This is a genomic window from Nonomuraea terrae (assembly GCF_004348995.1).
GTDB classification, from domain to species: Bacteria; Actinomycetota; Actinomycetes; order Streptosporangiales; family Streptosporangiaceae; genus Nonomuraea; species Nonomuraea terrae.
Map to the genome: position 1 here is coordinate 35,382 of NZ_SMKQ01000009.1, position 26,011 is coordinate 61,392.

Consider the following 26,011-nt stretch of genomic DNA (forward strand, 5'->3'; position numbering starts at 1 on the left):
CCTACCGCAGCTCAGCGGAGGTCCCGAAGGAGGAGGGCGGTCTCCAACGCGGCAACCGTGGATTCGTACCCCTTGTCCTCTTTGCTGCCCGGAATGCCGGACCGGTCGAGGGCCTGGTCGATCGTGTCGCACGTGAGCACGCCGTTGCCGACCGGCGTCTCCTCATCCAGCGAGATCCGGGTCAGCCCCGAGGTCACCGAGTCGCAGACGTAGTCGAAGTGGGCGGTCTCGCCACGGATGACCGCGCCCAGCGCCACCACCGCGTCGCAGCGGCGGGCCAGCGCCTGGGCCACCACCGGGATCTCCAGCGAGCCCGGCACCCGCAGCACCGTCGCCACGGCGCCGCTGTCGTCGCACGCCTGCACCGCCCGCGACACCAGCTGGTCAGTGATCTTGGCGTGCCAACTGGCCGCCACGATCCCCACCGTCAGCCCCGACGCGTCGGGCACCGAGATGCCCGGACGTCCTTCCCCGCTCATGAAGCCTCCGAGATGTCGTGGCCAAGCCGGTCCCGCTTGGCCTTGAGGTAGCGCTCGTTGTAGGGGTTCATGGCCACGGGCATCGGCTCGCGCCCGAGGACCTTGATGCCGTAGCCGTCCATGCCCTTGAGCTTGGCCGGGTTGTTGGTGAGCAGCCGCACCGACTTGACGCCGAGGTCGGCCAGGATCTGCCCGGCGTTGGAGAACTCCCGCGCGTCGACCGGCAGCCCCAGCTCGAGGTTGGCGTCGACGGTGTCGCTGCCGTTGTCCTGCAGGCTGTAGGCCTTGAGCTTGGCCAGCAGGCCGATCCCCCGGCCCTCGTGGCCGCGCAGGTAGACCACCACGCCCCTGCCCTCCTGCGCGATGGCCGACATGGCGCTGTCGAGCTGCACGCCGCAGTCACAGCGCAGCGAGCCGAGCACGTCGCCGGTCAGGCACTCCGAATGCGCCCGCACCAGGATGTTCTCGCCGTCGCCCAGATCGCCGAAGGCGAGCGCGACGTGCTCGCCGCCGTCGAGCGCGCTGGCGTACCCGTAGGCCCGCCACATCCCGTACGCGTTGGGCAGCCGCGTCTCGGCGACCCGGGTGACCATGCTCTCGGCCCGCCGGCGGTAGTCGACGAGCTGCTCGATGGAGACCAGCGCCAGGTCGTGCTCGTCGGCGAAGCGGCGCAGCTCGGGCAGCCGGGCCATGGTGCCGTCGTCGTTGACCACCTCGGCCAGCGCCCCGGCCGGCGACAACCCGGCGAGCCTGGCCAGGTCGACGGCCGCCTCGGTGTGGCCGCGCCGGGCCAGCACCCCGCCCTCGCGGTAGCGCAGCGGGAAGACGTGGCCGGGGCGTACCAGCTCGTTGGGCTCGGTGGCGGAGTCGGCGAGCGTGCGGATGGTCCTGGCCCGGTCGGCCGCGGAGATGCCGGTGGTGACGCCGTCGCGGGCGTCCACGGTGATCGTGTACGCCGTGCGCAGGCGCTCCTTGTTGTGCACGACCATGAGCGGCAGCCCCAGCCGGTCGAGCTCCTTGCCCTCCATGGCCACGCAGATCATGCCACTGGTGTGACGGATGGTGAACGAGCACAGCTCCGGCGTGGCCTTGGCCGCGGCGAAGATGAGGTCGCCCTCGTTCTCGCGGTGCTCGTCGTCGACGACCACGACGGGCTTGCCGGCGCGGATGTCCTCGATGGCCCGCTCGATCGGGTCGAGCGTGATGTCCGTCATCGCGCCACCGCCACGGCCAGGGCCGCCGTCCGGTACTCACGCAGCCACTTCATGAACCCGATCACCACCAGAACGAAGAAGATCCCGTACACGGCCCCGGAGACCACCAGGCCCGAGCTGAACGCGAGCGGCACCCCGACGATGTCGACGGCCACCCACACGATCCAGAAGTCCACCAGCGCCCTGCCCTGCGCCCACGTGGCCAGCGCGCTGCCGACGAAGATGTAGGCGTCGGCCGCCACCAGGAACGCGCCCTTGGGCAGCGGCTCGTGGGCGCCCCACGACAGCCCGGTCACGTAGAACAGCAGCCCGACCAGGACGGTGCCCGCCAGCAGGGCGCCGATCAGCATCGAGCGCTCCCACCACCGCGCGGGGCGGATGGCCAGCTTCGCGCCGTTCTGTGTGCCGCGCCGCCAGGCCCACCAGCCGTAGACGGCCAGGCCGGCGAACAACGCCTGCTTGAGCGCGTTGCCGGTGATCTGGGCGTTGACGGAGGCGATGAACAGCAGCACCGAGCCGGCGAACTGCACCGGCCATGTCCACATCGACGCGCGCATGGCCAGCAGGACCGTGGCCAGGGCGGCGATGTTGCCGACCAGGTCGGTCCAGAGCACGTGCGTGCCGAATATCTCGAATCCGGCCTCGGCCCAGCTCACTGCCTGGCCACCAGCCTCTCCACGTACTTCGCGATCACGTCGACCTCGAGGTTCACCATGTCGCCCACCCGGCGGTCGCCGAGGGTGGTCAGCTTCAGCGTGGTGGGGATGAGGCTCACGCCGAAGCTTTCGTCGTCAACCGTCGTGACCGTCAAACTGATTCCGTCGATGGCGATCGAGCCCTTCTCCGCGACGTAGCGGGCGAGCGCCTCCGGCAGCGAGAAGCGCAGATTGTCCCAGTTGTCGCCGGGCTCGCGGGAGAGCAGCACGGCGGTGCCGTCGACGTGGCCCTGCACGATGTGACCGCCCAGGCGCTGGTCGGCGCGTACGGCGCGCTCCAGGTTCACCGCCGAGCCCTCCGCCAGCGCGCCCAGGGAGCTGCGGTCGAGTGACTCCTTCATCACGTCGACGGTGAACACGTCGTCCTCGACCGTCACGACCGTGAGGCACACTCCGCTGACGGCGATCGAGTCGCCGTGCGCGGCGTCGGAGGTGACGAGCGGGCCGCGCACCGAGAGCCGGGCTCCGCCGCCCGCGTGCTCGATGGCCACCACGTCGCCTTTTTCCTCGATGATTCCGGTGAACATCACTGCTCCTTGCCGGGGTGAAGGGCGGGCCGGGCGATCAGCCGTACATCCGGGCCCATGGGTGAGATCTCGTCAAAAGTCAGGCGGTGGAGGTCGGCGATCGTGCCCGCCCCGGCCGCTCCGAGCGCGGCCGGGCCGGAGCCGAGCAGCGCGGGGGCAAGGTAGGCCACCACACGGTCGACCAGGCCCCGCGCGACGAACGCGCCGGCCAGCGTCGGGCCGCCCTCCAGGAACACGCTGACCACGTCGCGCGCGGCCAGCTCGCGCAGCAGGGCGTGCAGGTCGAGGCCGCCGTCGTGGCGCGGCAGGCGCAGCAGGTCGGCCTTGAGGTCGGTGCCGGCGTCCTCGGCCACCGCGACCAGCGTCGGCGCGGCGTCGTCGAGGACGCGGGCCGCCTGCGGCGTCCTGGCGTCGGTGTCGACCACGACGCGCAGCGGGACGCGCACGGCGCTCCCCGAGCGGGTCGCTCCAGAGCGTGCCGCCTCAGAGCCCGCCGTCTCAGGACGGGCCGTCTCAGGACGGGTCATCTCAGGACGGGTCATCTCAGGACGCGCCTTCTCTGGACGGGCCGTCAGGCGGGGGTCGTCGGCCAGCACCGTGCCGACGCCCGCCATGATCGCGTCGGCGCCGGCACGCATGCGGTGCACGTCGGCCCGCGCCTCGGGTGAGGTGATCCACTGGCTGGTGCCGTCTTCGGCGGCCGACCTGCCGTCGAGCGTGGCGGCGAACTTCCACGTCACGTGGGCCCGGCCGAGCCGGGCGTAGGTGAGCCACTCCTCGTTGACCCGCTCGGCCGGCTCGGTGAGCACCCCGGAGGTCACCGCGACCCCGTGGGCCCGCAGCCGAGCCGCGCCGCCCGCCGCCTTGGGGTTGGGGTCGGGCACGGCGACCACCACGCGGGCCACACCCGCCTCCAGCAGCGCCCGGCTGCACGGCCCCGTGCGGCCGGTGTGGTCGCAGGGCTCCAGAGTGACGTACGCCGTGCCGCCGCGGGCCCGCTCCCCCGCCTGCGCCAGGGCCACGACCTCGGCGTGCGGACCGCCCGCGTACGCGTGGAAGCCCTCACCCGCGACCCGCCCCTCGGCGTCGAGCACGACGCAACCCACGACGGGGTTGGGACTGGTGCTGCCATGGCCGAGACGCGCCAGCTCGACGGCGCGCGCCATGGGGGCGGCGTCGTGCGCCGGAATCTCCACCCGGGTCTCCTACTCGCCAGTAGCTCCAAGCCACGGCGGGCCCCGGGGGATCATCGTGATGCGCGAATGCACCACGTCAGGCGCCCGGCTGGGACGCCGGACACCGCGCGCGCTTCCTCCCATCCGGACTTTAACCGTCGGTCCCGGAATTTCACCGGGTCAACCGGCCGATGGCATCGGCCGGGTCGCGGACTGTCACCGCCGGTTCGGACTTTCACCGACCCCGGAGCACGCTAGCTCTTTCGGATACCAGTGTGCCATGCCGCCCCACGAGCCCGCGACGGCCCCTCCACCGCCGCGTACGCGCAGGCGAGAGCGTTCCGCCGCCACTGAGTCTCCGGGGCCGAGCGCGTATTACTGCGCAGAGCGCCGGCCGCGGCCCTGCCATCATGCGAGATCGTCCGAACGAGCGACACCCCCGCCATGAACGCCGTCCCGGCGCGTGGCGACGAGGAGAGATTCTGTGAGTACCGAGTACGCGAGGGGCATCCAACCCTCGCGACGGCGGATCCGGTCGTACGGCCTCATCATGGCCGCAGCGGCCCTGGCGGCCATGGGCTCTCTAGCGGCCGCACCGGCCTCGGCGGCCACTGCCCAGACGGTCACCCCCGTCACGGCGGCGGCCGCGCCGCCCAGCGGCTCGACCACCGTGGTCAACAAGAACAGCGGCAAGTGCGTGGACGCCTTCGCGGCCGCGACCGCGGACGGCACCGCCGTCCAGCAGTACCGCTGCAACGACACCGACGCGCAGCTCTGGCGGTTCCAGCCCACCGACAGCGGCTACTACCGCGTCGGGTCGGCCCTGAACCCCGCGCAGGTCTGGGACGACAAGGACGTCTCGCCCTCCGACGGCGGCCAGATCCAGCTGTGGTCCTACTCCAACGGCGCCAACCAGCAGTGGAAGCCGGTCGACGAGGGGAACGGGTCGTTCCACTTCGTCAACCGCTTCAGCGGCAAGTGCCTCGACGTCCCCGCCGCCTCGACCGCGGACTCCGTCCGCCTCCAGCAGTACACCTGCAACGGATCGGCGGCGCAGTCGTTCAGCATGGGCGCCCCCGCCGCACCGGCTCCGGCACCGGGAACCCCCGACTTGGGCCCGAACGTCCTCGTCTTCGACCCGTCGACGCCGGCCGCCACCATCCAGAGCGCGGTCAACAGCGTCTTCGGCAAGCAGGAGCGCAACCAGTTCGGCAGCCAGCGTCACGCCCTGCTGTTCAAGCCGGGCTCCTACGACGTCAACGTGAACGTCGGCTTCTACACCCAGGTCCTCGGCCTCGGCCTGTCGCCCGACGACGTCACGATCAAGGGCACCGTGCACGCCGAGGCCGACTGGTTCGACGGCAACGCCACGCAGAACTTCTGGCGGGGCGCCGAGAACCTCTCGGTCACCCCGCCCAACGCCAGTGACCGCTGGGCGGTCTCGCAGGCCGCGCCGTACCGCCGGATGCACCTGCGCGGCAACCTCGCCCTCGACGACGGCGGCTGGTCGAGCGGCGGTCTCATCGCCGACTCGAAGATCGACGGCAGGGTCAACTCCGGCTCGCAGCAGCAGTGGCTGACCCGCGGCTCCCAGATCGGCGGCTGGTCCGGCGACAACTGGAACCACGTCTTCGCCGGTGTCAGCGGCGCGCCCGCCACCGCCTTCCCCACGCCGTCGTACACCACCGTCGGCAAGACGCCGGTGACCCGCGAGAAGCCGTTCCTGTACGTCGACCAGGCCGGCGACTATCAGGTCTTCGTGCCCGCGCTGCGGCACGACGCCCAGGGCGCCAGCTGGACCTCCGGCACGACGGCGGGCGCCTCGATCCCGATCGGCGAGTTCTTCATCGCCAAGCCGGGCGACACGGCGGCCGACCTCAACGCGGCCCTGGAGGCGGGCAAGAACCTGCTGTTCACGCCCGGCGTCTACCACCTCACCGACACGATCAAGGTGACCCGTCCCGACACCGTGGTGCTCGGCCTCGGCCTCGCGACCCTGCAGGCGGACAACGGCGTCATGGCCATGTCGGTCGCCGACGTCGACGGCGTCAAGATCGCCGGCCTGCTCATCGAGGCCGGCACGACGAAGTCGCCGCTGCTGATGCAGGTCGGCCCGGCAGGCGCCGGCGCGAGCCACGCGGACAACCCGACGTCTCTGCACGACGTGTACTTCCGCATCGGCGGCCCGATCGCGGGCAAGGCCACCCAGTCCCTCGTGATCAACAGCTCGGACGTGATCGGCGACCACATGTGGCTGTGGCGGGCGGACCATTCCGACAACGAGCACCCCGGCACCGTGGGCTGGACGACCAACACCGCGGACACCGGCCTGGTCGTCAACGGCGACGACGTCACGATGTACGGCCTGTTCGTCGAGCACTACCAGAAGTACCAGGTGATCTGGAACGGCGACGGCGGCCGGACGTACTTCTTCCAGAACGAGCTCCCCTACGACCCGCCGAACCAGTCGGCCTGGATGAACGGGACCACCAAGGGCTACGCGGCCTACAAGGTGGCCGACTCGGTCACCGCCCACGAGGCCTGGGGCCTGGGCAGCTACGCGTTCTTCGACGTGAACCCCGGTGTCGTGGAGGCGCACTCCTTCGAGGTGCCGGACAAGCCGGACGTGACGTTCCACAGCCTGATCACCGTCTCGCTCGGCGGCAAGGGAACCATCTCCCACGTGGTCAACAACACCGGCAAGGCCGCCGACTCGGGCAGCACCGAGTCCACGCTGAAGAGCTACCCGGCCGGATCGACCGGCACGATCACCAACCGGGCCACCGGCAAGTGCATCGGCGCAGCCGGCGGCAACACCGCCGACGGCACCGCGGTCGACCTCTACTCCTGCGTGGGCGACGCCACCCAGCAGTGGACCGTGAGCTCGGACGGCTCCATCCGCACCGCCGGCAAGTGCCTCGACGTCGCGAACTCCGCCACCGGCGACGGCGCCAGGGTCCAGCTCTACGCCTGCAACGGCAGCGACGCGCAGAAGTGGTACTTCACCCCCGCTTTCGACATCGTCAACCCGCACGCCGACAAGTGCCTCGACCTGACCGGCAACTCCACCGCCGACTTCACCAAGGTGCAGCTCTGGAGCTGCACCGGCGCCCCGAACCAGAAGTGGGCCGCGCCCAGCGGTCTGCCGTCGGGCGCGTCCTGACCTGACCCGGACCCGCTTCCCGGCGGGTCCGTGAGCCCTTCGCCGAGAGGCCCGTCACGCGATGACGGGCCTCTCTCGTCGTGCCGGCGTGGCTTGGACTCAGGCGGCCATGATGCGCTGCGCCCGGCGCGCCGCGGGGCTGTAGCGGACCTGCCCGGGGACCAGGCCGAGCCCGGTGTGCAGGGCGCGCAGCGTGGCGGTGGCCCACAGGTCGCCGAAGGGCGTGGCGGGCAGGCCGTACAGACGTCTCGCCCAGCGCGGCAGCGTCTCGAACGACAGGAACGTCAGCGCGGGCAGCGCCGGCTTGAGCGGCGTCAGCAGCAGCGGCAGCGGCGCGTTGAGCGACAGCCGCAGCGGGTGGGACGCCTCGGGGACGAACCGCAGCCCCGGCCGCTGCGCCTCGATGTAGTCGTGCAGCTCGGCCACCGACCCCGGCACGTCGTCCGCCTTCAGCCCCACCACCTCGGCGGCCCGCCGCCACTCAGCGACGAACGCGTCGGCCTCGTCGTCGGTCAGCCGCACCCCGGCGCGCCGGGCGACCGACAGGTAGGAGTCGACCTCGCCCACGTGCACCCAGCGCAGCGCGTCGGGTTCGTCCAGACGGTACGTGGCGCCGGTGTCGGGGTCGTGGGCGGTGAGCGTGGCGTGGATCTTGCGAACCCGGCGGCCGGCGCGCTCGACCTCCTTGGTGCTGCCGTACGTACGGACCCGGACGAACTCCGTGGTCCGCACGAACCGCGACCAGGCCTCGTTGGGGTCGAGAAGCGCGGAGTTCTGCAGGACGCCGCGCATCGCCCGCGGGTGCAGCCCCTGCATGAGCAGCGCGCGGATGCCGCCCACCAGCAGGATCGGCTCACCCATCACCCGCCAGGTCACCGAGCGGGGACCGAAGATCCCATGGTCGCCCATACGTCAGAAACTACCCGGACGGGCAGGGGTTCATGTAGCAAGCGCACGATTGGCCGCGGCGCGCAGGGAATCGACGGCGGCCTGCGGGTCGGAGGCGCCGTAGACGGCGCTGCCCGCCACGAACACGTCGGCTCCGGCCTGCGCGCAGCGCTCGATGGTGCCGGCGTCGACCCCGCCGTCGACCTGCAGCCAGATCCGGCCGCCATGGCGCTCGACGAGCTCGCGGGCCCGGCGCACCTTCGGCAGCACGACGTCGAGGAACTTCTGCCCGCCGAAGCCGGGCTCGACGGTCATGAGCAGCAGCATGTCGATCTCACCGAGCAGGTCGGCGTACGGATCGACGGGGGTGGCCGGGTTGAGCGCGAGGCCCGCCCTGGCGCCGAGCGAGCGGATCTCGCGCAGCGTGCGGATCGGGGCCCTGGCCGCCTCGGCGTGGATGGTCACGCTGCCGGCCCCCGCCTCCGCGTACTGCGGCGCCCAGCGGTCGGGGTCGGCGATCATGAGGTGGCAGTCGAGGGGCGTCGCGGTCGCCTTGCGCAGCGCCTCCACCACGGGCAGCCCGAGCGTCAGGTTGGGCACGAAGTGGTAGTCCATGACGTCGACGTGCAGCCAGTCGGCGTTGGGCACGGCGGCGGCCTCGTCGGCCAGCCTGGCGAAGTCGGCGGCGAGGATGCTGGGCGAGATCTGTACGGCCATGATGGCTCAGTCTATTGACATCCTCCGGCCCCGGCGGAGCAGGCTACCTCGCGACTTCGTGGGGAACGGGGCGCCGCCGCCGCGCCGGCGACATGAGGCCCAGCTTGATGAACAACAACGGCGCGCCCACCTGCACCCACAGCGTCAGCAGGGCGTAACTCACGTAGGTGGCGGCGAGGGTCTCGGGGAGCACTTCGCGTTCGGCGTACCAGATGAGCAGCGCCACCGTCATGCCCAGCGCCCAGCGGGCGGTGCGCACGGCGGGCGGCCCGCCCGCGTCGAACCACCCCAGCCGGTACATGATCGACGCGCCGGCCAGCGTGCCGAGCAGCACGCCCGACATGACGACGACGGTCTCCAGGCTCCCGGGATCGACCATCCCCGCGGGCCCCCACGCCCGCGGACGCGTCCACCCCGCGTACGGGGCGTTGGCCAGCAAGGCCGCGCCGATCAGCGCGCCCGACAGAAGCACGGAGACGCCCAGCTGCGCCCACAGGGCCTGCCCCCGCCACCAGGTCACCGCGGGCCGCTCGGCCTTCCCGACGACCACCAGGACGGCCGCCCCGAGCGCCACACCCACCACCACGTCGGAGATGAAGTGCACCCCCAGGTACACCCGGCTCAAGCACACCAGAGCGATCACCGCTCCAGCCGTCACCCACGCCCAGGGCCGCCCCACCTCGCCCGCGACCCGTCCGAGCGCGGCCGTGCCCGTCTGCGCGTGCCCCGACGGCATCCCGAAGGAGTCCTCGACGGAGATCGCCCGTACCCTGGCGTCGATCCAGTACGGCCGCGGCTGGTGGAAGGCGAGCTTGGCGATCGCGTTCACCGCGGCCGCCAGCAGCACGGTCAGCCCGAGCCGCAGCGCGAACGCCGGATTGACACACCAGTAGAGCACCGGCAGACAGAGCAGGAAGAACGCGTCCGCCCCGAACACCGACACCAGCTCCAGCACGGGCCGTACCGCCTCGGGCCACTGCTGAAGCCAGACGATCGCCCCGAGTTCCGCCTCACGCAATTCATCCACAAATGCCACGCCGTCGATCTGACCACACCATCCCGCCATCCGTTCCAGATCACCGCGAAACGACACGCCGACACGTCACCCACTCACGCCGCGCCACCGCCGGCGGCCCGGCGGACGGCATCCGGCCCCTACCACATTCCGTGGACACCGGCGCCGCACCCCGGACACCGGCGCCGCCCCCCGGGAGCGGCACCGGCCCGGCAACGTCGCCAACGCTGAGCCCCGAACGCCACCGGTGGACCTCAGCGGAAGCCCGACCGGATCCTCGACGCGAGTCCACGACTCGACCCCCACCACAGCCTCTCCGAGGCCCGACACCGGGCCCGGCACATCAGCCGACGCCCGCCTTGCGCGTCGCGACGGTCGCCTCGGCCCCGCACCCGGCAGGGCCCGGGCGGCCATCAGACCGCTCCCGGAGCCGCCGGGATCCGTACGAAGTCGAGCACGACGACGTGCGTACTCCTCCACGCGCGACATGCTGCCGGCGGTGCCTGTGCCAGCGCGGCCACCGTGCCGAAGCCTTGCCGGCCGAGCCTCGCCGGACGACCGAAGCGGGGCGCCCGACCGGATCAACCGTCCACGGCTTGCTCGGTCCACCAGAGCCTCGCCGAGGGTCCGGCCGGCCCAGAGCCCCCGGCCGCGCCCGCAACCGTCCGGTCAGGGAAGCTTGCGCAGGAGGGCCAGGAACATGGCGTCGGTGCCGTGGCGGTGGGGCCAGAACTGGGCGTGCGGCCCGTCGCCGAGTGCGTCGACCTCGGGCAGGTAGGCGCGGGCGTCGAGCTGCTCGACGTCGTTCCTGCGCGCCAGCACGTCACCGATGACCACCCGGGTCTCCGCCAGGTGCGGCGAGCAGGTGACGTACGCCACGACACCGCCGGGCCGTACGGCGTCGAGGGCCGCGGCGAGCAGGCTGCGCTGCAACTTGCCCAGGTCGGCGATGCCGGCAGGGTCGCGCCGCCAGCGGGCCTCGGGCCGCCGCCGCAGCGCGCCCAGCCCGGTGCAGGGCGCGTCCAGCATGACCCGGTCGAACACCCCGGGCCGCCACGCGGGCTCGGTGCCGTCAGCGGTGATCACGGCCGCGTCCCGGGTGGTCTCCCACACCAGCCGCGCCCGGTGATGCTGCGCGTCGGACGCCAGCACCCGCGCCCCACCGGAGAACGCCTCAGGCCCGGTGCCCACGTCGGAGACCCCACCGCCGGCGCCCGCTGAAGCCGCACCGGCAACCCCGGCGGGCCCGGCCTGGCGGGCTGCCGGAGCTTCGTCTGACGCGTCGGCACCGCCCGGGGGCCGCATGCCGGCGAGGTCGCCGTGGGTGGCGATGGCGTCGAGGAGACCTGCCTTGCCGCCGGGGCCCGCGCACATGTCGAGCCACAGCTCGCCGCCTCCGTCGCCGTCGACCGGCACCCGGGTCAGGGCGAGGGCGACGAGCTGGCTGGCCTCGTCCTGTACGGCGGCGCGGGTCTCGGCCACGGCCTTGATCTGGCCGGGGTCACCTTCACGCAGGTAGGCGGCGTACGGTGAGTAGCGACCCGGCATGGTGCCGGCCGCCTCCAGCTCCTCCACGGAGCTGCGCCCAGGACGCGCCACCAGCGTCACCAGGGGCCGGGCGTTGTCGGCCTCCAGGAGCTCGGGCAGCTCCTCGGGCGACCCCAGCGCGTCGCGGAACGCCGAGACGATCCACCGGGGGTGACCGTGGGCGACGGCGAGGTGGCCGACCGGGTCGTCGGCCGGGTCGGGCGCGATGATCGGCAGCCACTCGTCGAGCGTCCTGGAGCCGATCTTGCGCAGCACCGCGTTGACGAACTTCGCCGCACCGGGGCCGATGCGCAGGCGTACGAGATCGACGGTGGTGCCGACGGCCGCGTGCGGCGGGACGCGCATGCGCAGCAGCTGGTGGGCGCCGAGCCGCAGCGCGTCGAGCACGTCGGGGTCGGGCTCCCGGTCGCTGCACATCTCGATGACGGCGTCGTACGTGCCGAGGCCGCGCAGCGTGCCGTAGGCGAGCTCGGTGGCCAGCGCGGCGTCGCGCCCCTTGATGCCACGGTCACGCAGCAGCCGCGGCAGCAGCAGGTTGGCGTAGGCGTCACGCTCTCCCACGGCGCGCAGGACGTCGAACGCCGCGTTGCGCGAGGGGTCGCGCGCCGGCCTCCGCGGCCCCCGCCCGTCTCCGCCACCGCCCCCTGGGGACCGCCGCGCTCCGCCGCCGGCCCCTTGAGAGCGTCCGGAACCGCCACCGGCTCCCTGGGACCGCCGCGGACCGCCACCCCCTTGGGACTGTGCGGAACCGGCCCCTGGGGAACGTCGCGGGCGGTCGTCGCCGCTTCCGGATCCCTGGTGCCCTCTGGTCGTCATGCGCTCAAACCTTCGCCTACGGCCTGGACGGCAGGCCGCCGGGCATCGTGTACGTGACTGGCCTCGATATTACCCTCCGCGCCCCAGAAGGCACGATCCGTCACGCGAAGACCTCTTTGCCCTCTGGGCGAACTCCGCGGGCCCACTCGCCCGCTCCCATCAGCCGCTTGCCCTGCGGCTGCACCTCGCCCAGCTCCACCGCGTCGGTGGCCGTGCCGACCAGCACCGTCGTCTTGGTCGCGATGATCTCGCCGGGCGCGAGCCGCTCGCCGGTGACCAGCCGGACCGGCCCCACCTTCACCCGCTGGCCGCGGAACTCCGTCCAGGCGCCGGGGTTGGGGGTGCAGGCCCGGATGAGCCGGTCGACGTGCATGGCGGGCTTGGCCCAGTCGATCCGGGCGTCGTCCACGTTGATCTTGGGTGCGATGGTCACGCCGTCGGCGGGCTGCGGCCTGGCCTCCAGGGTGCCGTCCTCGACGCCGTCGAGGGTGGCGGCGAGCAGCCCCGCCCCCGAGACCGACAGCCGCTCCAGCAGCGTGCCGCTCGTGTCGCCGGCGCGGATCTCCTCGGTCACGACGCCGTAGACCGGCCCGGCGTCCAGCTCCTTGACGAGCTGGAACGTGGTCGCGCCCGTGATCGCGTCGCCGTGCAGGATCGCGTGCTGCACCGGAGCGGCCCCGCGCCAGGCGGGCAGGATCGAGAAGTGCAGGTTGATCCAGCCGTGCCGGGGCACGTCGAGCGCCGACTGCGGCAGCAGCGCGCCGTAGGCGACCACCGGGCAGCAGTCGGGCTCCAGCGCCCGCAGCCGGTCGAGGAACGCGGGGTCACCGGCCTTGGGCGGGCGGAGCACCTCGATGCCCGCCTCCTCGGCGAGCGCGGCCACCGGCGACGGGTGGACCTTTCGGCCACGCCCCGACTGGGCGTCAGGACGGGTGACCACGGCCACGACCTCGTGGCGGGGCGAGTCGATCAGGGTGCGCAGGGACGGCAGCGCCGTCTCGGGTGTGCCCGCGAAGACCAGACGCATGCTCTCAGAGCGCCCTTCCGCCGGTCGGGTGGGGCGAGGCCTTGACCACGGGGGCGGACAGGCCGCTCCACTCCGCCTCGCGGACGGCCTTCATGGCGAGCTTGCGCTGCTTCGGGTCCATGCGGTCGATGAACAGGACGCCGTCGAGATGGTCGGTCTCGTGCTGGAAGCAGCGCGCCATCAGGTCGGTGCCCTCCAGCACGACCGGCTCGCCGTACACGTTGAAGCCCTTGGCCACGGCGCGGATGGCGCGCGGCGTCGGGAACGACAGGCCGGGGAAGGACAGGCAGCCCTCCTCGCCCTCCTCGTCGATCTCCGGCGACAGGTCGAGGTCGGGGTTGATCAGATGGCCGAGCTGCTCGTCGACGTAGTAGGTGAACACGCGCAGCCCGACGCCGATCTGCGGGGCCGCGAGGCCGGCGCCCGGGGCGTCCATCATCGTGTCGGTGAGGTCTTTGACCAGCTTGCGGAGCTCCTTGTCGAAGTCGACGACCGGGGCCGCCGGGGTACGCAGCACCGGATCTCCGAACAGCCGGATCGACTGGATCGCCAAGGGGTTCACTCCGTTCGTCGAGCGTGGATCAGCCGCCCAGTTTAGTGCAGGTATGGACCCTCTACCGGCCCGCGCCCCGCGAACGCGCGTGCGCCAGCGTACGGGCCTTCAGCGCGGCCTTGCGGGCCGCCTTCACCACGGCCTGGTCGTCGTGGGCGGCGGCGAGCATGTCGAGCACGGCGATCGTGTCGGGGTGGCCGACCGCGGGCATCTGGCCGACCAGCCGGATCAGGTCCTCGCCCGGCTCGGGCGTGTCGATGCGGCCGGCGGCGGGCCCTGACATGTGCATGAGGGCCGCGAGGGAGTCGACCGCGATCCAGGTGTGGTCGTCGGGGCCGAGCGTCGGCGCGTCGAGGTCGCGGATGTGCAGCCAGGAGGCGGCGTAGCGGCGCATGAGCGGGTGGTCGAGCGCCTGCCGGACGGGCGCCTCGGCCTCCGGCCCCAGCTCCTCCAGGATGGCGCCGACCGCGCCGCGCTGGCCGGCGGTGCCGGACGCGGCGATCTCGACGAGCTCGCGGGCGGCGGACTCGGGCGAGCGGCGCTCCAGCCACCCGGCGACGGCGCTCTGCGTGGCACTGCCGTTGACCAGGGCCGCCACCAGCTCGGCCGCCGACAGGTCGGCGAAGACCTCGACCTCGGCGGTGGTCGGCGCGTCGTGGCCCTCGCGCAGCAGGTCGCGGCGGATGGCCCACACCCCGAGCGGGGTGAGCGCGGTGCGCCCCGCCGCCGTCTGCTCGACCAGCCCGCAGTACGTCAGCAGCGACAGCGCCTCCAGCAGCTCGGCCGGCAGCGCGGCGGCCAGCTTGCGCATCTCGGCCGGGCCGGGCGCGCACGCCACCTCGTGGGACTGCAGGATGCCGCGCGCGAGGTTGGCGGTGGCGACGCCGGAGCGTACGGAGTAGATCGTGGCGAGCATCTCGGCCAGGTGGCCGTCGACCACGGCCGAGCCGGTCAGGCCGTCGTCGGCGCGGTCGAGGACGTCCATCACGACGCCGTCCCAGAACTCCAGCGTGGCTTCGACGGTGAGCCGCATCGACAGCGGCCCCCGCGACGCGCGCCCGCCGATGATCTGCAGCAGGCCGGTGTTGACCGCGACGATCCAGATCAGGCGCAGCCGGGAGGCCGGCACGCCGAGCTCCGCGGCGGCGGCCGCGGCGTCGGCCTCCGTCAGGTGCCCCTCGGGGACGACCGCGCGGGTGCCCGTCCAACCGGTGAGCCGGATCGCGTCGGCCACCAGCGGCACCTCGGGCACCGCCCGGGCCAGCTCGGCGTCGGGCGCCAGCGGGACCGGCGGGAACGTCAGCGCCTCCCGCTCCGCGCGAGTCTCCTCAAGGGGCCGCGGAGGCACGACGGCCTGCTCATCGATCAGCTTGCGCAGCTCGGCGAGTTCGAAGACGTTGTTTGCCACCCACGAAACTTACTGCACAGCGGTCACGTGAGCGTACTCAACGGATGGCTCGGGACCGGGCTTTGAACGCCGCCTTGCGCGCGGCCTTGGCGACCGTGCCGTCCGTGATGGAGCGCCCGAGGAGCTCCAGAACCTCGACCACGTCGGGATGGTCGACCCGCCACATCTCCTCGATCACGTGGGCGGGCGGGCCGGAGGCCGCCATGTTCTCGGCGAAGTTGTCCGGGTCCTCCTCGGCCGCGGGCATGGCCAGGGCGAGCATGTCGACGCTGACCCACAGCAGCTCCTCCTGGGTGAGCGAGGGCGCGGGCAGCCCCCTCGCGGCCAGCCAGTGGATGGCGTGCGGCCGCAGCTCCTGGTCGTCGAGGTAGGCGCGCACCTGGGCCTCCGCCCCGGAGCCGAGACGGTCGACGATGGTGATGGCGATGCCGCGGGCCACGGCGGGCGCGCCCGAGGCGGCGGCGAGCAGCTCGGCGGCGGCCTCGCCGGGATCGCGACCGGCCAGCCAGCGGGCGATGTCGGCCTCGGCCAGCTCGGTGGGCACGCCTTCGAGCAACCCTTCGATGAGCTCGTGCGCGTCGGCCTCGGCCAGGTCGGGGGCCAGCGGGGCGTCCATGCCGAGGGCCAGGTAATGTGCACGCAGCGCCCAGAGGGCGTACGGGGTGAGCTCGGCCGTGTCGCCGTCGGTGTCGACCATCCCGCACCAGACCAGCCGGTCGAGCACGGCGGGCAGGTCGGCGGGGGTGTCGCCGGAGATCTCGTCGAGGTAGTCGCCGATCACGGTGACGGGCACCCGCACCTGGAGGCGGTAGAGCATGTCGAACAGGTCGTAGAGGCCCTCGTCGAGCTCGGGCGAGCCGGTGACCGCGCCGCCGGTGTCGTGGTCGAGCATCCGGGCCACGCGCTCGGACCAGGCGTTCAGCGGGTCGCCGCCGGCGGGCAGCGGCTCCTCGGCCAGCATCGGCACGGTCGCGAGCCCCGCGCGCAGCTCCTCGGTCTCGGCCAGCCGCACGGCGGGCAGCGGCGTGCAGCCCGGGCAGTCGCAGGGTGCCTCGCCCAGGTCGGGCAGCTCGCCGGCGGGGATGGCGACCGACTGCTCGAGCGACTCGGGACCGATCGAGCTGAACAGGCTCTTGGCCATGCCGAAGTTCGCCGGGTCGGCGAGGGCCTCGACCATGCGCGGCGCGATGTCGTCGAGCCGCTCGTGCATGCGCGCGGCGGTCTGGGCGCTCACCTTGCCGGCCTCGCTCAGGTAGCCGACGAGTGTGCGGGCCGCGGCGACGGTCTCGGACGCGCTCTCGGGCGGCGCGATGACCTTGCGCGGGTAGATGGACAGCAGCAGCTCGTCAAAGGTCTCCGGGGTGAAGTCACCCAGTTCGTTGACGTTCAGATAGTCGCTGGCGTAGTCGCAGAGCAGGCGGACCTCGTCCGCGTCAACCTCGACGCCCCGCGTGCTCCCCCAAGCACGCAGGTCGTCGATGGCTTGGTTCACCCATTCGATCGACACAGAGGCACGCTAACGGCTGGCCAACGGATGAGCGAATCGGGGAAAGGGTCTAAATCAGGTCGAGGGGGTCGACACTCACCCTCACGACATCAGGCGTCTTGCGCGCCGCACGCACCCCGCTGGCCCCTTTGAGCGCGGCGGCCAGGGCTGCGCCGCCCGACCGGCGTATCCGGATCATGGCGCGTTCCTGCCCGGAGTCGTCCACCGGGACGGGGCCGAGCACCTGCGCCTCGGGCGGGAGGCGTACCTCGTCGAGCATCTGCCGGACCGCGGCGGGCGCGCCGGTGAGCGTGGCCATCCGCACGGCGGGCGGGAACCCCAGCTCGGCGCGGTCGCCGAGCTCCCGCTCGGCGTGACCGACCGGATCCCACCTGATCAGAGCCTGTACGGCGGGCAGCCCGGCGTCGCCGAGCACCACCAGCTCGGCGGCGGGGCGCAGCAGGGCGGCGGCGTTCATCCACCGGCGCACCGCCTCCTCGCCCGCCCGCAGGTCCGCCCGTCCGAGCAGGGCCCACCCGTCGAGCAGCACGGCCGCCGCGTAACCGCCCTCGGCCACGGGCTCGGCGCCCGGCGTGGCGACGACGAGCGCGCGGGCGTCGGCAACCGACGCGAGGACGCCGTCGCGCCCGGAGGTGCGCACCGGCACGGACGGGAAGGCCCGCCCCAGCTCCTCGGCGGTACGGCGGGCGCCGGTGACCACGGCGCGCAGCCGGGGGCTGCCGCAGGACGGGCAGCGCCACGCCGCGTCCACCCGGCCGCACCAGCGGCAGTAGGGGGCCGTGTGGCCGGCTCTCAGGGCGAGTGGCCCGTGGCAGCGCGGCTCCCCCTCGCCCGAGGGCGGAACCGCGTGGGTCTCCGCCATCATCCCGGCGGGCGCCTCCGGCCACCCGGCCGCCCTCCCACGCGTGCCGGCCTGGTCCTGGTCGTCCGGCGCCCGCTCCCCCGCGCCGCCCAGCTGGATCGCCCCCGCCATCGCCGAGCCGGCGTCCGGAGGCGCGACCTGCCTGGTCGGAGGCAGGACGCAGCGGGCGGGCGTACGGCAGTGGCGGCAGGCCAGGGCGGGCAGGTAGCCGCGCCTGGGCACCTGCACCAGCACCGGGCCGCGCTCCAGGCCGTGGCGCAGCGCCCGCCAGGCGATGCTGGGCAGCCGGGCCTGCCGTGCGGCCTGATCCTTGGCCAGCTCGGCGTCCTCTCCCGCGGGGCGTACGCGGGGCGCGAGACTCCTGATCGTCGTACGGGCGGCCACGATGGGCCGGGCCCAGCCGGTCGCGACGAGCTGGGTGGCCTCGGCGGTACGCGCGTAGCCGCCGATCAGCATGGCCGCCCCGGCCCGGTGGGCGCGCAGCCCGAGCACCTCGCGGGCGTGCGGGTAGGGGGCCAGCCGTTCGGCGTGCAGGTCGTCGCCGTCGTCCCAGATGGCCACCAGGCCGAGATCCGCGACGGGGGCGAACATGGCGGTACGGGTGCCGACGACGGCGCGTACGTGGCCTCTCAGCACCTTCAGCCACCGCCGGTAGCGCTCGGCCGGGCCGAGGTCGGCGGTGAGCGCAACGTGCCTGCCGGGGCCGAGCATCCGGGCGAACGCGACGTCGGCCAGCGCGACGTCCTTGCCGTCGGGCACCACGACGACCGCTCCCCTGCCGCCGTCGAGGGTGGCCAGCACCGCCTCGGCCAGCTCGGTCGCCCACCCCCTGGCCCCGGGCAGCGCCGACCACACGGCGCGGGGCGCGCGCCCGTCGCGCAACGCCTTCAGGAACGACCGCCCGGCGGCGTACGCGTCCCACGCGCTCGCCACTGAGGGGCCCGGCTCTGGGGAAGCCTCTTTCGCGGCCGCCGGAGCGGCCTCGGACGGCTCAGGGGCCGGTTCGGCTTCGGCCTTGGCGTGGCGCGGCGGGATCGCCAGGCGCAGCACGTCGGTGAGCGTGCCCGCGTACCGGTCGGCGACCGCCCTGGCCAGTCCGGCGATCTCCGGGGTGAGCACCCGCTCCGGGGAGACCACACGTTCCAGCGGGGTCAGTTTGCCCTCGTGGTCGCTCGCGCCGACACGTTCGAGCAGGAACCCGTCGACGAGCTTGCCCGCGAACCGCAGCCGCACCCGCACCCCGGGCTCGGCGGTCTCGTGCAGGGTGGCGGGCACCAGGTAGTCGAAGGGCCGGTCGAGGTGCGGGAGCGGGCTGTCGACCACGACCCTGGCCACGGGCCGCTCGGGCGCGGCGACGGGGGCCCCTCTGGTGTCCTTCGCCGACACCGGGGGCCGCACGGCTTCGAGCGGCAGGAGGGCGTCGTCGGAGGAGTGGGTCACGCCTAACGTCTACCAGACCCCGCCACCCGCGACGTCCACGCGCACGGCGACCACCTGCGGGAAACACGCAGACCGGTGCCGCGTCGTGGCGAAGCGGCACCGGTCGGGCGAGGCTCCCGCAGGGGGAGCCGGACGATCAGAGGCCGGCGGCGTTGCGCAGGGTCTCGGCGCGGTCGGTGGACTCCCAGGAGAAGCCCTCGCGGCCGAAGTGGCCGTAGGCGGCGGTCTCGGAGTAGATCGGGCGCAGCAGGTCGAGGTCGCGGATGATGGCGGCCGGGCGCAGGTCGAACACCTGGAGCACGGCCTCCTGGATCTTCTCCACGGGCACCTTCTCGGTGCCGAAGCACTCCACGAACAGACCCACCGGCTCGGCCTTGCCGATCGCGTACGCCACCTGCACCTCGCACCGGTCGGCGAGCCCGGCGGCCACGACGTTCTTGGCGACCCAGCGCATGGCGTAGGCGGCCGAGCGGTCGACCTTGGACGCGTCCTTGCCCGAGAAGGCGCCGCCGCCGTGGCGGGCCATGCCGCCGTAGGTGTCGATGATGATCTTGCGGCCGGTGAGGCCGGCGTCGCCCATCGGGCCGCCGATCTCGAAGCGGCCGGTCGGGTTGACCAGCAGGCGGTAGCCCTCGGTCTGCAGGTCGAGGTCGGCGAGCACGGGGTCGACCACGTGCTCCTTGATGTCGGGCGTCAGCATTTCCTTGAGGTCGATCTCGGCCGCGTGCTGCGTGGAGACGACCACGGTGTCGAGCCGGATCGGCGTGTCACCGTCGTATTCGATCGTCACCTGGGTCTTGCCGTCGGGACGGAGGTAGGGCACCGTGCCGGTCTTGCGCACCTCGGACAGCCGCTGGGCGAGCCGGTGGGCCAGCGTGATCGGCAGCGGCATCAGCTCGGGGGTCTCGCGGCAGGCGTAGCCGAACATGAGGCCCTGGTCGCCGGCGCCCTGGCGGTCGAGCTCGTCGTCGTCACCGTCGACGCGGTGCTCGTAGGCGTTGTCGACGCCCTGGGCGATGTCGGGCGACTGCGCTCCGATGGACACCGACACGCCGCACGAGGCGCCGTCGAAGCCCTTGTGGGAGGCGTCGTAGCCGATCTCCAGGATCTTCTCCCGGATGACGCCGGGGATGTCGACGTAGGTCTCGGTCGTGACCTCGCCTGCGACGTGGACCTGGCCGGTGGTGATCAGCGTCTCGACCGCGACCCGGCTCTTGGGGTCGTCCTTGAGCATGGCGTCGAGAATCGCGTCACTGATCTGGTCGGCGATCTTGTCCGGGTGGCCCTCTGTGACCGACTCGGAGGTGAACAGGCGACGTGACAACTCAGTGGCTCCTCATGCAGCGGCTGCTGACGAATGTTAGGCCCGGGGCGGATGGGCGTGCTCGGGCCTGGCCGAAGTCTAGCCCTACCGGGCACCGAGTCGCGAAACCGTCCACCTACTGTCTCCTATCACAGTTCGGGCAGCGGATCCGGCGGGAGACTCTCCGGCGCGAAGATCTCCGCGTCGGCGGCCGAGACCACCGAGGCGTACTCCTCGTCGAACTCGAACACCCGCGAGCCGAGCTCGATCACCGGCCCGGGCCGGATCGGGCCGAGCCTGGTGTGCCGCGGGAACTCCGCGACCACCGACACCGGCCGATCGGCGCGCAGCGTCCGGGTGGCGAGCACGGATATGGCCGAGGCGGTGACGACGACGAGGAAGTTCCCCGAGCCCGCCGGCCCCGCGGAGAAAGCCGGGAAGACGTAGTGGATCTCCCCTTGGTCGCCGAGCAACGTCCTACAACGATCCCTGACAGCAGAACCCACCGGCATTCCATCCCCCTTTGCCCCAAGTATCCGCAGGCGTACGGGGGTGTCGCAACAGGTGATCAGGTAACTGCTTATAAACGGATTGCACACTGAATGAGCGGCGTGTCCGTTTATCGATATCGGACGTGTCAGGAAAGGCGAGCGGCCACGAGGTCCCACACGGCGTCGGCCAGGTCTTCCTTGGGCCCGAACGGCACCTCGACCGGCTCTCCGCCCGCCACCAGCACGGTGGCCGCGTTGTCGGGGGTGCCGAACGCCAGCCCCTCCCCCACCTGGTTGACCACGAGCAGGTCGCAGCCCTTGCGGGCGAGCTTGGCCTGCCCGTTGGCGAGCACGTCGTCGGTCTCGGCCGCGAAACCGACGATCACGCCGGATCCCTCCGCACCGGCCCGCGCGGCCCCTGCCGCGCGGCGCCGCTCGCCCAGTTCGGCGAGGATGTCGGGGTTCTTCGCCAGCCGGATGGGCTCGGGCTCGCCGTCCGTTTTCTTGATCTTGGAGCCCTGGCGTGTCGCGGGCCGGAAGTCGGCTACCGCGGCGGCCATGACCACCGCGTCGGCGCCCGCCGAGGCCTCGAGCACCGCGTCGCGCAAGTCCGCGGTCGACTCCACCCGCACGATCTTGGCGCCGGCGGGGTCGGGCAGCGTCACGTTGGCCGCCACGAGGGTCACCTCGGCGCCCCGCGCGACGGCCGTGCGGGCGAGGGCGTAGCCCTGCAGGCCGGAGGAACGATTGCCGATGAAGCGCACGGGGTCGATCGCCTCGCGCGTGCCGCCGGCGGAGACCACGATCCTGCGCCCGGCGAGGTCGAGCGGCCGGCCGCGCAGCACGCGCAGGCAGACCTGGAAGATCTCGGCCGGGTCGGGCAGCCGCCCGGGGCCGGTGTCGGCGCCGGTGAGGCGCCCCACGGCGGGGTCGATGACGACGGCGCCGCGCTCGCGCAGCGTCGCGACGTTGGCCCGGGTCGCGGGGTGCTGCCACATCTCGGTGTGCATCGCGGGCGCGAACACCACCGGGCACGTGGCCGTCAGCAGCGTGTTGGTCAGCAGGTCGCCGGCCAGCCCGTGGGCCGCCCTGGCCAGCACGTCGGCGGTCGCGGGCGCCACGACGACGAGGTCGGCCCCCTTGCCGATCCGCACATGGGGGACCTCGTGAACGTCGTCCCACACCTCGGCCGAGACGGGGTTGCCCGACAGGGCGGCCCAGGTGGGCGCGCCCACGAACTTGAGGGCCTCGCGGGTCGGGACGACCCGCACCTCGTGCCCGGATTCGGTGAAGAGCCGCAGCAGCTCACACGCCTTGTACGCGGCGATGCCGCCGCTGACGCCCAGGACGACCTTCATCGAAGGGGTCAGACCGCGCCTTCGATGGGCTCGGCGTTGAGCAGCCCCTCGGAGACCTCGCGCAGTGCGATGGACAGCGGCTTCTCCTGAGCGTGCGTCTCGACCAGCGGCCCGACGTATTCCAGCAGGCCCTCGCCGAGCTGGGAGTAGTAGGCGTTGATCTGGCGGGCGCGCTTGGCACCCATGATCACCAGTGAGTATTTGCTGTCGACGATGTCGAGCAGCGCGTCGATCGGCGGGTTGGTGATGCCCTCCGCGGCCGGGGTGGTGCCTGCCACGATTGTCAGACCTCTCGGTTGGTGGTTGTCGTGACCCCCTGAGGGTCAGTCATCAAGGCTATCAGCCGGTGACACACGTCTTGGACGCTTGTGTTGACCAAGGTGAGGTCGAATTCGCCCTCGGCGGCCATCTCGATCCGCCCGGCCTCCAACCGGCGCGCGATGACGTCCTCAGGCTCGGTGCCGCGCCCGCGCAGCCGCTTCTCCAGCTCCTCCCAGCTCGGCGGGGCCAGGAACACCAGCAGCGCCTCCGGCATGCTCCTGCGTACCTGCCTGGCGCCCTCGAGGTCGATCTCGAGCAGCGTCGGGACGCCGTCGGCGAGCTTCTTCAGCACCGCCTCGCGCGGGGTGCCGTAGCGGTTGCCCGCGAACTCCGCCCACTCCAGCAGCTCGCCCGCCTCGACCAGCCGGTCGAACTCCTCGCCGTCGACGAAGAAGTAGTGGACCCCGTTGACCTCGCCGGGCCGGGGTCTCCTGGTGGTCACCGAGACCGACAGCCACACCTCGGGGTGTGCCCGCCGGAGCTCGGCGACGACCGTGGACTTGCCGACGCCTGACGGCCCTGACAGGACCGTCAGCCGCCGCTCGCTCAAGGGCAGGAAGTCGTCCTCCGCTCCTGATCCGAGCGCCTCATGGGCACTGACGTCGCCGGACCAGGACCTCTCGGTCACTTCCTACCCCCCGTTGAACCTGCGCTTTCGTGTGGAACAGAGACTAGCTCTCGTTGCCACCGAACTCGCGCTCGAGGGCGGCCCGCTGGTTCGCGCCGAGGCCCCGCACGCGGCGGGACTCGGCGATGGCGAGCCGCTCCATGAGCTGCTTGGCGCGGACCTTGCCGACGCCAGGGAGCGATTCCAACAAAGCCGACACCTTCATCTTGCCGATGACGTCGTCGGCCTGCCCATCCTTGAGCACCTCAGCCAGAGAAACCGCGCCATGCTTGAGCCGGTTCTTGACCTCGGCACGCTCTTTACGGGCCTTTGCAGCCTTCTCCAGGGCTGCGGCGCGCTGCTCGGGGGTCAGGGGAGGAAGAGCCACGCCGGGTCACCTCGAATTTCTGTCGATGTACTCGGACGGGAAGGGAAACTAGCTGGTCATCGCCCCCTAAGCAACGTCAAGAGCGGTTTCTCTCGCGACAAAATCCACTTCATCACTGTGCGTGATCGTAAAATCACCTTCTGCTGATCAAATCGCCCTCACTTCCCCCTTCGCACGCCGGCTCGCGCCGGCGCCGTGAAGTGCGACGATGATCGCGCCACTGGCGGCTCCCCATGTCCGAAACCCCGTCCAGACCTGGGCCGAAACCCGATCGAAGATCGCGTGCGACACGCCTCACGGATACCTTATGATCTTGTGCGCGGGCCCTTTCCCGGTCTCCGCGGCGCCGCCTCCACGGCGCCGTCGCGATGCCCGGAGAAGACCGCCGTCCCGGCTTCCCGCGTCACGCTTCGTGACGGCCTCGGGCTAGCTGAGCGCCTGGGCCGTGTGGATCAGGTGGACGTGTGTGAACGCCTGCGGGAAATTGCCCAGCTGGCGCTCCCGCACGGGGTCGTACTCCTCGGCGAGCAGGCCCACGTCGTTGGTGAGGCCCAGCAGCCGTTCGAACAGCTCCGTGGCCTCGTCCTTGCGTCCGAGGAGGGCGAGCGCCTCGGCCAGCCAGAAGCTGCCCGCGAGGAAGGCGCCCTCGGTGCCGGGGAGCCCGTCGATGTCGTTGTGCTCGGAGGTCGGATAGCGCAGCAGGAGACCGTCCGTCGTCAGCTCGCGCTGGATGGCGTCGACCGTGCCGACGACCCGCGGGTCCTCCGGCGGCAGGAAGCCGACGATCGGGATGAGGAGCAGCGCCGCGTCAAGCTCGCGCGAGCCGTACGACTGGGTGAACGTGCCGCGCTCGGCGTCGAAGCCCTTGTCGCAGACCTCGGCGTGGATCCGTTGCCGGAAGGCGCGCCAGCGCTCGACGGGCCCGGTGCGGCCGAACTCCTCGACGGCCCGCACCACATGGTCGGCCGCCGCCCACACCATGACCTTGGAATGGACGAAATGCCGCCGCCGGCCGCGGATCTCCCACAGACCCTCGTCGGGCTGGTCCCAGCTGCGCTCGATGAAGTCCATCAGCTTGCGGACGGTGGACCAGGCGTAGCTGTCGGGCGGCGGCATCCCGTGCTTGCGGGCCCGGTAGATGCAGCCGAGCGCCTGGCCGTAGACGTCGAGCTGGAGCTGGCTGACGGCGTCGTTGCCGATCCGCACCGGGCGGGAGCCCTCGTAACCGGAAAGCCAGTCCAGCGTCTGCTCCGGGAGCCGCCTCTCGCCCGCCACTCCGTACGTGACCTGGAGGTCCTCAGGGCGGCCCGCCACGGCGCGGAGCAGCCAGTCCAGCCAGGCACCGGCCTCGCCGACGTATCCGGCCCTGGACAGGGCGTCGAGGGTCATGGCGGCGTCGCGCAGCCAGCAGTACCGGTAGTCCCAGTTGCGTACGCCGCCGATGTGCTCGGGCAGCGACGTGGTGGGCGCCGCCACGATGCCGCCGGTCGGGCTGTAGGTGAGCGCCTTGAGCGTGATGAGGGAACGGACCACGGCGCCGCGCCAGGGGCCTGTGGCCTGGCAGTGGGAGACCCATTCCTCCCAGAACATCCTGGTCTTGCTGAGCTGATCACTGGGATCCATGTGGTCGGGCTTCGGCAGGTGCGAGGGCTGCCACGCGAACACGAACGCCCGGCGTTCCCCCGCGGCGATCGTGAAGGTGCCGGAATGCCGGTGGCCGTCGCCCCGCAGGGGGACGGGCGCGTGGATCCAGATCGAGTCGGGCCCGCCGACGGCGTGGAGGTGGCCGTCGATGAGACGGCTCCACGGCACGATCCTGCCGTAGTCGAACCGGATACTGATCTCTACGGACATGTCCACCGTCCCGGACACGCCCTCCACGATCCGCACCAGGTCGGGGTTGGTGTGCCGGGGAGGCATGAAGTCGATGACCTTGACGGTCCCGGTGGCGGTCTCCCACACGGTCTCGAGGATCAGCGTGTCGTCGACGTACGCGCGCCGCGTGGCCGTCTCGTGCCCGGCGGGGGCCAGCCGCCAGAACCCGTTGGACGCGTCGCCGAGGAGCTTGGCGAAACACGCGGGCGAGTCGAAGCGGGGAAGACAGAGCCAGTCGATCGATCCGTCGCGACCGACGAGGGCCGCCGACCGCGTGTCCCCGATGAGGGCGTAGTCCTCGATCCGCACCTCAATCCTCTACCCCGCGTCATCGCGGAGCGCCGTCACCGGCGCAAAGCCTCGGCCAAACGATCGAATGCCTGGACGGCCCCGTCATGCCGGGTGCGATCCGTGGTGCGTCGACCACGCCCTCCGCCGGCAGCATCGGCGTGACGGACTGCGGGCACATGCCGACGCCGGACCGTCGAGCCGGGCCCGTGTCGCGGCCGACGCGGCCGGACAGGGCGGCGGGCGCGCCGAAGCGGTCCAGGTTCGCGGCGGCGGCCCTGTGGCGCCCCTCCCGTCCTCGCGCGCGATGCCGAGGCCGCCGTAG

General features: G+C 72.3%; 21 protein-coding genes, 1 pseudogene and 1 riboswitch. Of the genes and pseudogenes, 1 reads left to right on the forward strand and 21 read right to left on the reverse strand.

The window, feature by feature from the left end; genetic code table 11:
* Positions 1-11: 11 nt before the first annotated feature.
* The 5 genes from ribH to ribD are packed head-to-tail and all read right to left on the reverse strand — an operon-like array spanning position 12 to position 4,132.
* Positions 12-479, reverse strand: a complete 468-nt coding sequence (ribH, locus tag E1286_RS05715; RefSeq protein WP_132609412.1) for a 6,7-dimethyl-8-ribityllumazine synthase — start codon at positions 477-479, stop codon at positions 12-14.
* Positions 476-1,693 carry a bifunctional 3,4-dihydroxy-2-butanone-4-phosphate synthase/GTP cyclohydrolase II gene (locus E1286_RS05720; RefSeq protein ID WP_132609414.1) on the reverse strand — a complete coding sequence of 406 codons (1,218 nt, stop codon included), beginning with the start codon at positions 1,691-1,693 and terminating at the stop codon, positions 476-478. Before E1286_RS05720 ends, ribH begins: the two co-directional genes overlap by 4 nt.
* Positions 1,690-2,349, reverse strand: coding sequence for a nicotinamide mononucleotide transporter family protein (locus E1286_RS05725; protein WP_132609416.1), 660 nt, complete (start codon positions 2,347-2,349; stop codon positions 1,690-1,692). Before E1286_RS05725 ends, E1286_RS05720 begins: the two co-directional genes overlap by 4 nt.
* Complete coding sequence (locus E1286_RS05730) at positions 2,346-2,936, reverse strand: riboflavin synthase (RefSeq protein ID WP_132609418.1); 591 nt, start codon at positions 2,934-2,936, stop codon at positions 2,346-2,348. The genes E1286_RS05725 and E1286_RS05730 overlap by 4 nt, the downstream gene beginning before the upstream one ends.
* Positions 2,936-4,132: a bifunctional diaminohydroxyphosphoribosylaminopyrimidine deaminase/5-amino-6-(5-phosphoribosylamino)uracil reductase RibD gene (ribD, locus tag E1286_RS05735; RefSeq protein WP_246074481.1), complete on the reverse strand. Its 1,197-nt coding sequence runs from the start codon at positions 4,130-4,132 to the stop codon at positions 2,936-2,938. The genes E1286_RS05730 and ribD overlap by 1 nt, the downstream gene beginning before the upstream one ends.
* A gap of 105 nt (positions 4,133-4,237) precedes the next feature.
* Positions 4,238-4,368, reverse strand: a riboswitch (FMN riboswitch).
* A gap of 227 nt (positions 4,369-4,595) precedes the next feature.
* On the opposite strand from ribD, the gene E1286_RS05740 reads away from it, so the two are divergent.
* A complete protein-coding gene (locus tag E1286_RS05740) occupies positions 4,596-7,274 on the forward strand; it encodes an RICIN domain-containing protein (protein WP_187368120.1) in 2,679 nt (892 codons plus the stop codon).
* A 99-nt stretch (positions 7,275-7,373) separates the two neighbouring features.
* Here E1286_RS05740 and E1286_RS05745 read toward each other — a convergent pair whose 3' ends face one another.
* The 16 genes and pseudogenes from E1286_RS05745 to E1286_RS05820 form a co-directional block, all read right to left on the reverse strand.
* Positions 7,374-8,183 carry an oxygenase MpaB family protein gene (locus tag E1286_RS05745; protein WP_132609420.1) on the reverse strand — a complete coding sequence of 270 codons (810 nt, stop codon included), beginning with the start codon at positions 8,181-8,183 and terminating at the stop codon, positions 7,374-7,376.
* Between the two features lie 30 nt (positions 8,184-8,213).
* Positions 8,214-8,879 (reverse strand): ribulose-phosphate 3-epimerase, encoded by a 666-nt coding sequence (rpe, locus tag E1286_RS05750; protein WP_132609422.1) that lies wholly within the window; start codon positions 8,877-8,879, stop codon positions 8,214-8,216.
* Between the two features lie 43 nt (positions 8,880-8,922).
* The gene (locus tag E1286_RS05755) at positions 8,923-9,915 is read right to left on the reverse strand and encodes a phosphatase PAP2 family protein (RefSeq protein WP_165969594.1); all 993 of its coding nucleotides are present in this window, start codon (positions 9,913-9,915) and stop codon (positions 8,923-8,925) included.
* Between the two features lie 648 nt (positions 9,916-10,563).
* Positions 10,564-12,045: pseudogene (locus E1286_RS05760) on the reverse strand (RsmB/NOP family class I SAM-dependent RNA methyltransferase); the annotation flags it as partial.
* Between the two features lie 313 nt (positions 12,046-12,358).
* Positions 12,359-13,285, reverse strand: coding sequence for a methionyl-tRNA formyltransferase (fmt, locus tag E1286_RS05765; RefSeq protein WP_132609428.1), 927 nt, complete (start codon positions 13,283-13,285; stop codon positions 12,359-12,361).
* Between the two features lie 4 nt (positions 13,286-13,289).
* Positions 13,290-13,838 carry a peptide deformylase gene (gene def / locus E1286_RS05770; protein WP_132609430.1) on the reverse strand — a complete coding sequence of 183 codons (549 nt, stop codon included), beginning with the start codon at positions 13,836-13,838 and terminating at the stop codon, positions 13,290-13,292.
* 61 nt (positions 13,839-13,899) lie between these two features.
* The gene (locus tag E1286_RS05775) at positions 13,900-15,246 is read right to left on the reverse strand and encodes a hypothetical protein (protein ID WP_132609432.1); all 1,347 of its coding nucleotides are present in this window, start codon (positions 15,244-15,246) and stop codon (positions 13,900-13,902) included.
* Between the two features lie 37 nt (positions 15,247-15,283).
* On the reverse strand, positions 15,284-16,753 hold the full coding sequence (locus E1286_RS05780) for a hypothetical protein (RefSeq protein WP_132609434.1): 1,470 nt from the start codon (positions 16,751-16,753) through the stop codon (positions 15,284-15,286).
* Positions 16,754-16,802: 49 nt separating this feature from the next.
* Complete coding sequence (locus tag E1286_RS05785) at positions 16,803-19,055, reverse strand: primosomal protein N' (protein ID WP_132609436.1); 2,253 nt, start codon at positions 19,053-19,055, stop codon at positions 16,803-16,805.
* A 136-nt stretch (positions 19,056-19,191) separates the two neighbouring features.
* Complete coding sequence (metK, locus tag E1286_RS05790) at positions 19,192-20,379, reverse strand: methionine adenosyltransferase (RefSeq protein ID WP_132609438.1); 1,188 nt, start codon at positions 20,377-20,379, stop codon at positions 19,192-19,194.
* Between the two features lie 128 nt (positions 20,380-20,507).
* Positions 20,508-20,870, reverse strand: coding sequence for a hypothetical protein (locus E1286_RS05795; protein ID WP_165969595.1), 363 nt, complete (start codon positions 20,868-20,870; stop codon positions 20,508-20,510).
* Positions 20,871-20,995: 125 nt separating this feature from the next.
* A complete protein-coding gene (gene coaBC, locus E1286_RS05800; protein ID WP_132609440.1) occupies positions 20,996-22,207 on the reverse strand; it encodes a bifunctional phosphopantothenoylcysteine decarboxylase/phosphopantothenate--cysteine ligase CoaBC in 1,212 nt (403 codons plus the stop codon).
* Between the two features lie 8 nt (positions 22,208-22,215).
* A complete protein-coding gene (gene rpoZ, locus E1286_RS05805) occupies positions 22,216-22,485 on the reverse strand; it encodes a DNA-directed RNA polymerase subunit omega (protein ID WP_043638590.1) in 270 nt (89 codons plus the stop codon).
* 5 nt (positions 22,486-22,490) lie between these two features.
* The gene (gene gmk / locus E1286_RS05810) at positions 22,491-23,156 is read right to left on the reverse strand and encodes a guanylate kinase (protein ID WP_187368121.1); all 666 of its coding nucleotides are present in this window, start codon (positions 23,154-23,156) and stop codon (positions 22,491-22,493) included.
* 43 nt (positions 23,157-23,199) lie between these two features.
* A complete protein-coding gene (gene mihF, locus E1286_RS05815; protein WP_132609442.1) occupies positions 23,200-23,523 on the reverse strand; it encodes an integration host factor, actinobacterial type in 324 nt (107 codons plus the stop codon).
* A gap of 426 nt (positions 23,524-23,949) precedes the next feature.
* Positions 23,950-25,707, reverse strand: a complete 1,758-nt coding sequence (locus E1286_RS05820; protein ID WP_223189575.1) for a glycoside hydrolase family 15 protein — start codon at positions 25,705-25,707, stop codon at positions 23,950-23,952.
* Positions 25,708-26,011: the final 304 nt, after the last annotated feature.

What these genes read in the sequence shown, in the direction of transcription:
- ribH (WP_132609412.1), bottom strand. Translation starts at nt 479, where the DNA reads ATGAGCGGGGAAGGACGTCCGGGCATCTCGGTGCCCGACGCGTCGGGG.
- E1286_RS05720 (WP_132609414.1), bottom strand. Translation starts at nt 1,693, where the DNA reads ATGACGGACATCACGCTCGACCCGATCGAGCGGGCCATCGAGGACATC.
- E1286_RS05730 (WP_132609418.1), bottom strand. Translation starts at nt 2,936, where the DNA reads ATGTTCACCGGAATCATCGAGGAAAAAGGCGACGTGGTGGCCATCGAG.
- E1286_RS05745 (WP_132609420.1), bottom strand. Translation starts at nt 8,183, where the DNA reads ATGGGCGACCATGGGATCTTCGGTCCCCGCTCGGTGACCTGGCGGGTG.
- rpe (WP_132609422.1), bottom strand. Translation starts at nt 8,879, where the DNA reads ATGGCCGTACAGATCTCGCCCAGCATCCTCGCCGCCGACTTCGCCAGG.
- fmt (WP_132609428.1), bottom strand. Translation starts at nt 13,285, where the DNA reads ATGCGTCTGGTCTTCGCGGGCACACCCGAGACGGCGCTGCCGTCCCTG.
- E1286_RS05795 (WP_165969595.1), bottom strand. Translation starts at nt 20,870, where the DNA reads ATGCCGGTGGGTTCTGCTGTCAGGGATCGTTGTAGGACGTTGCTCGGC.
- coaBC (WP_132609440.1), bottom strand. Translation starts at nt 22,207, where the DNA reads ATGAAGGTCGTCCTGGGCGTCAGCGGCGGCATCGCCGCGTACAAGGCG.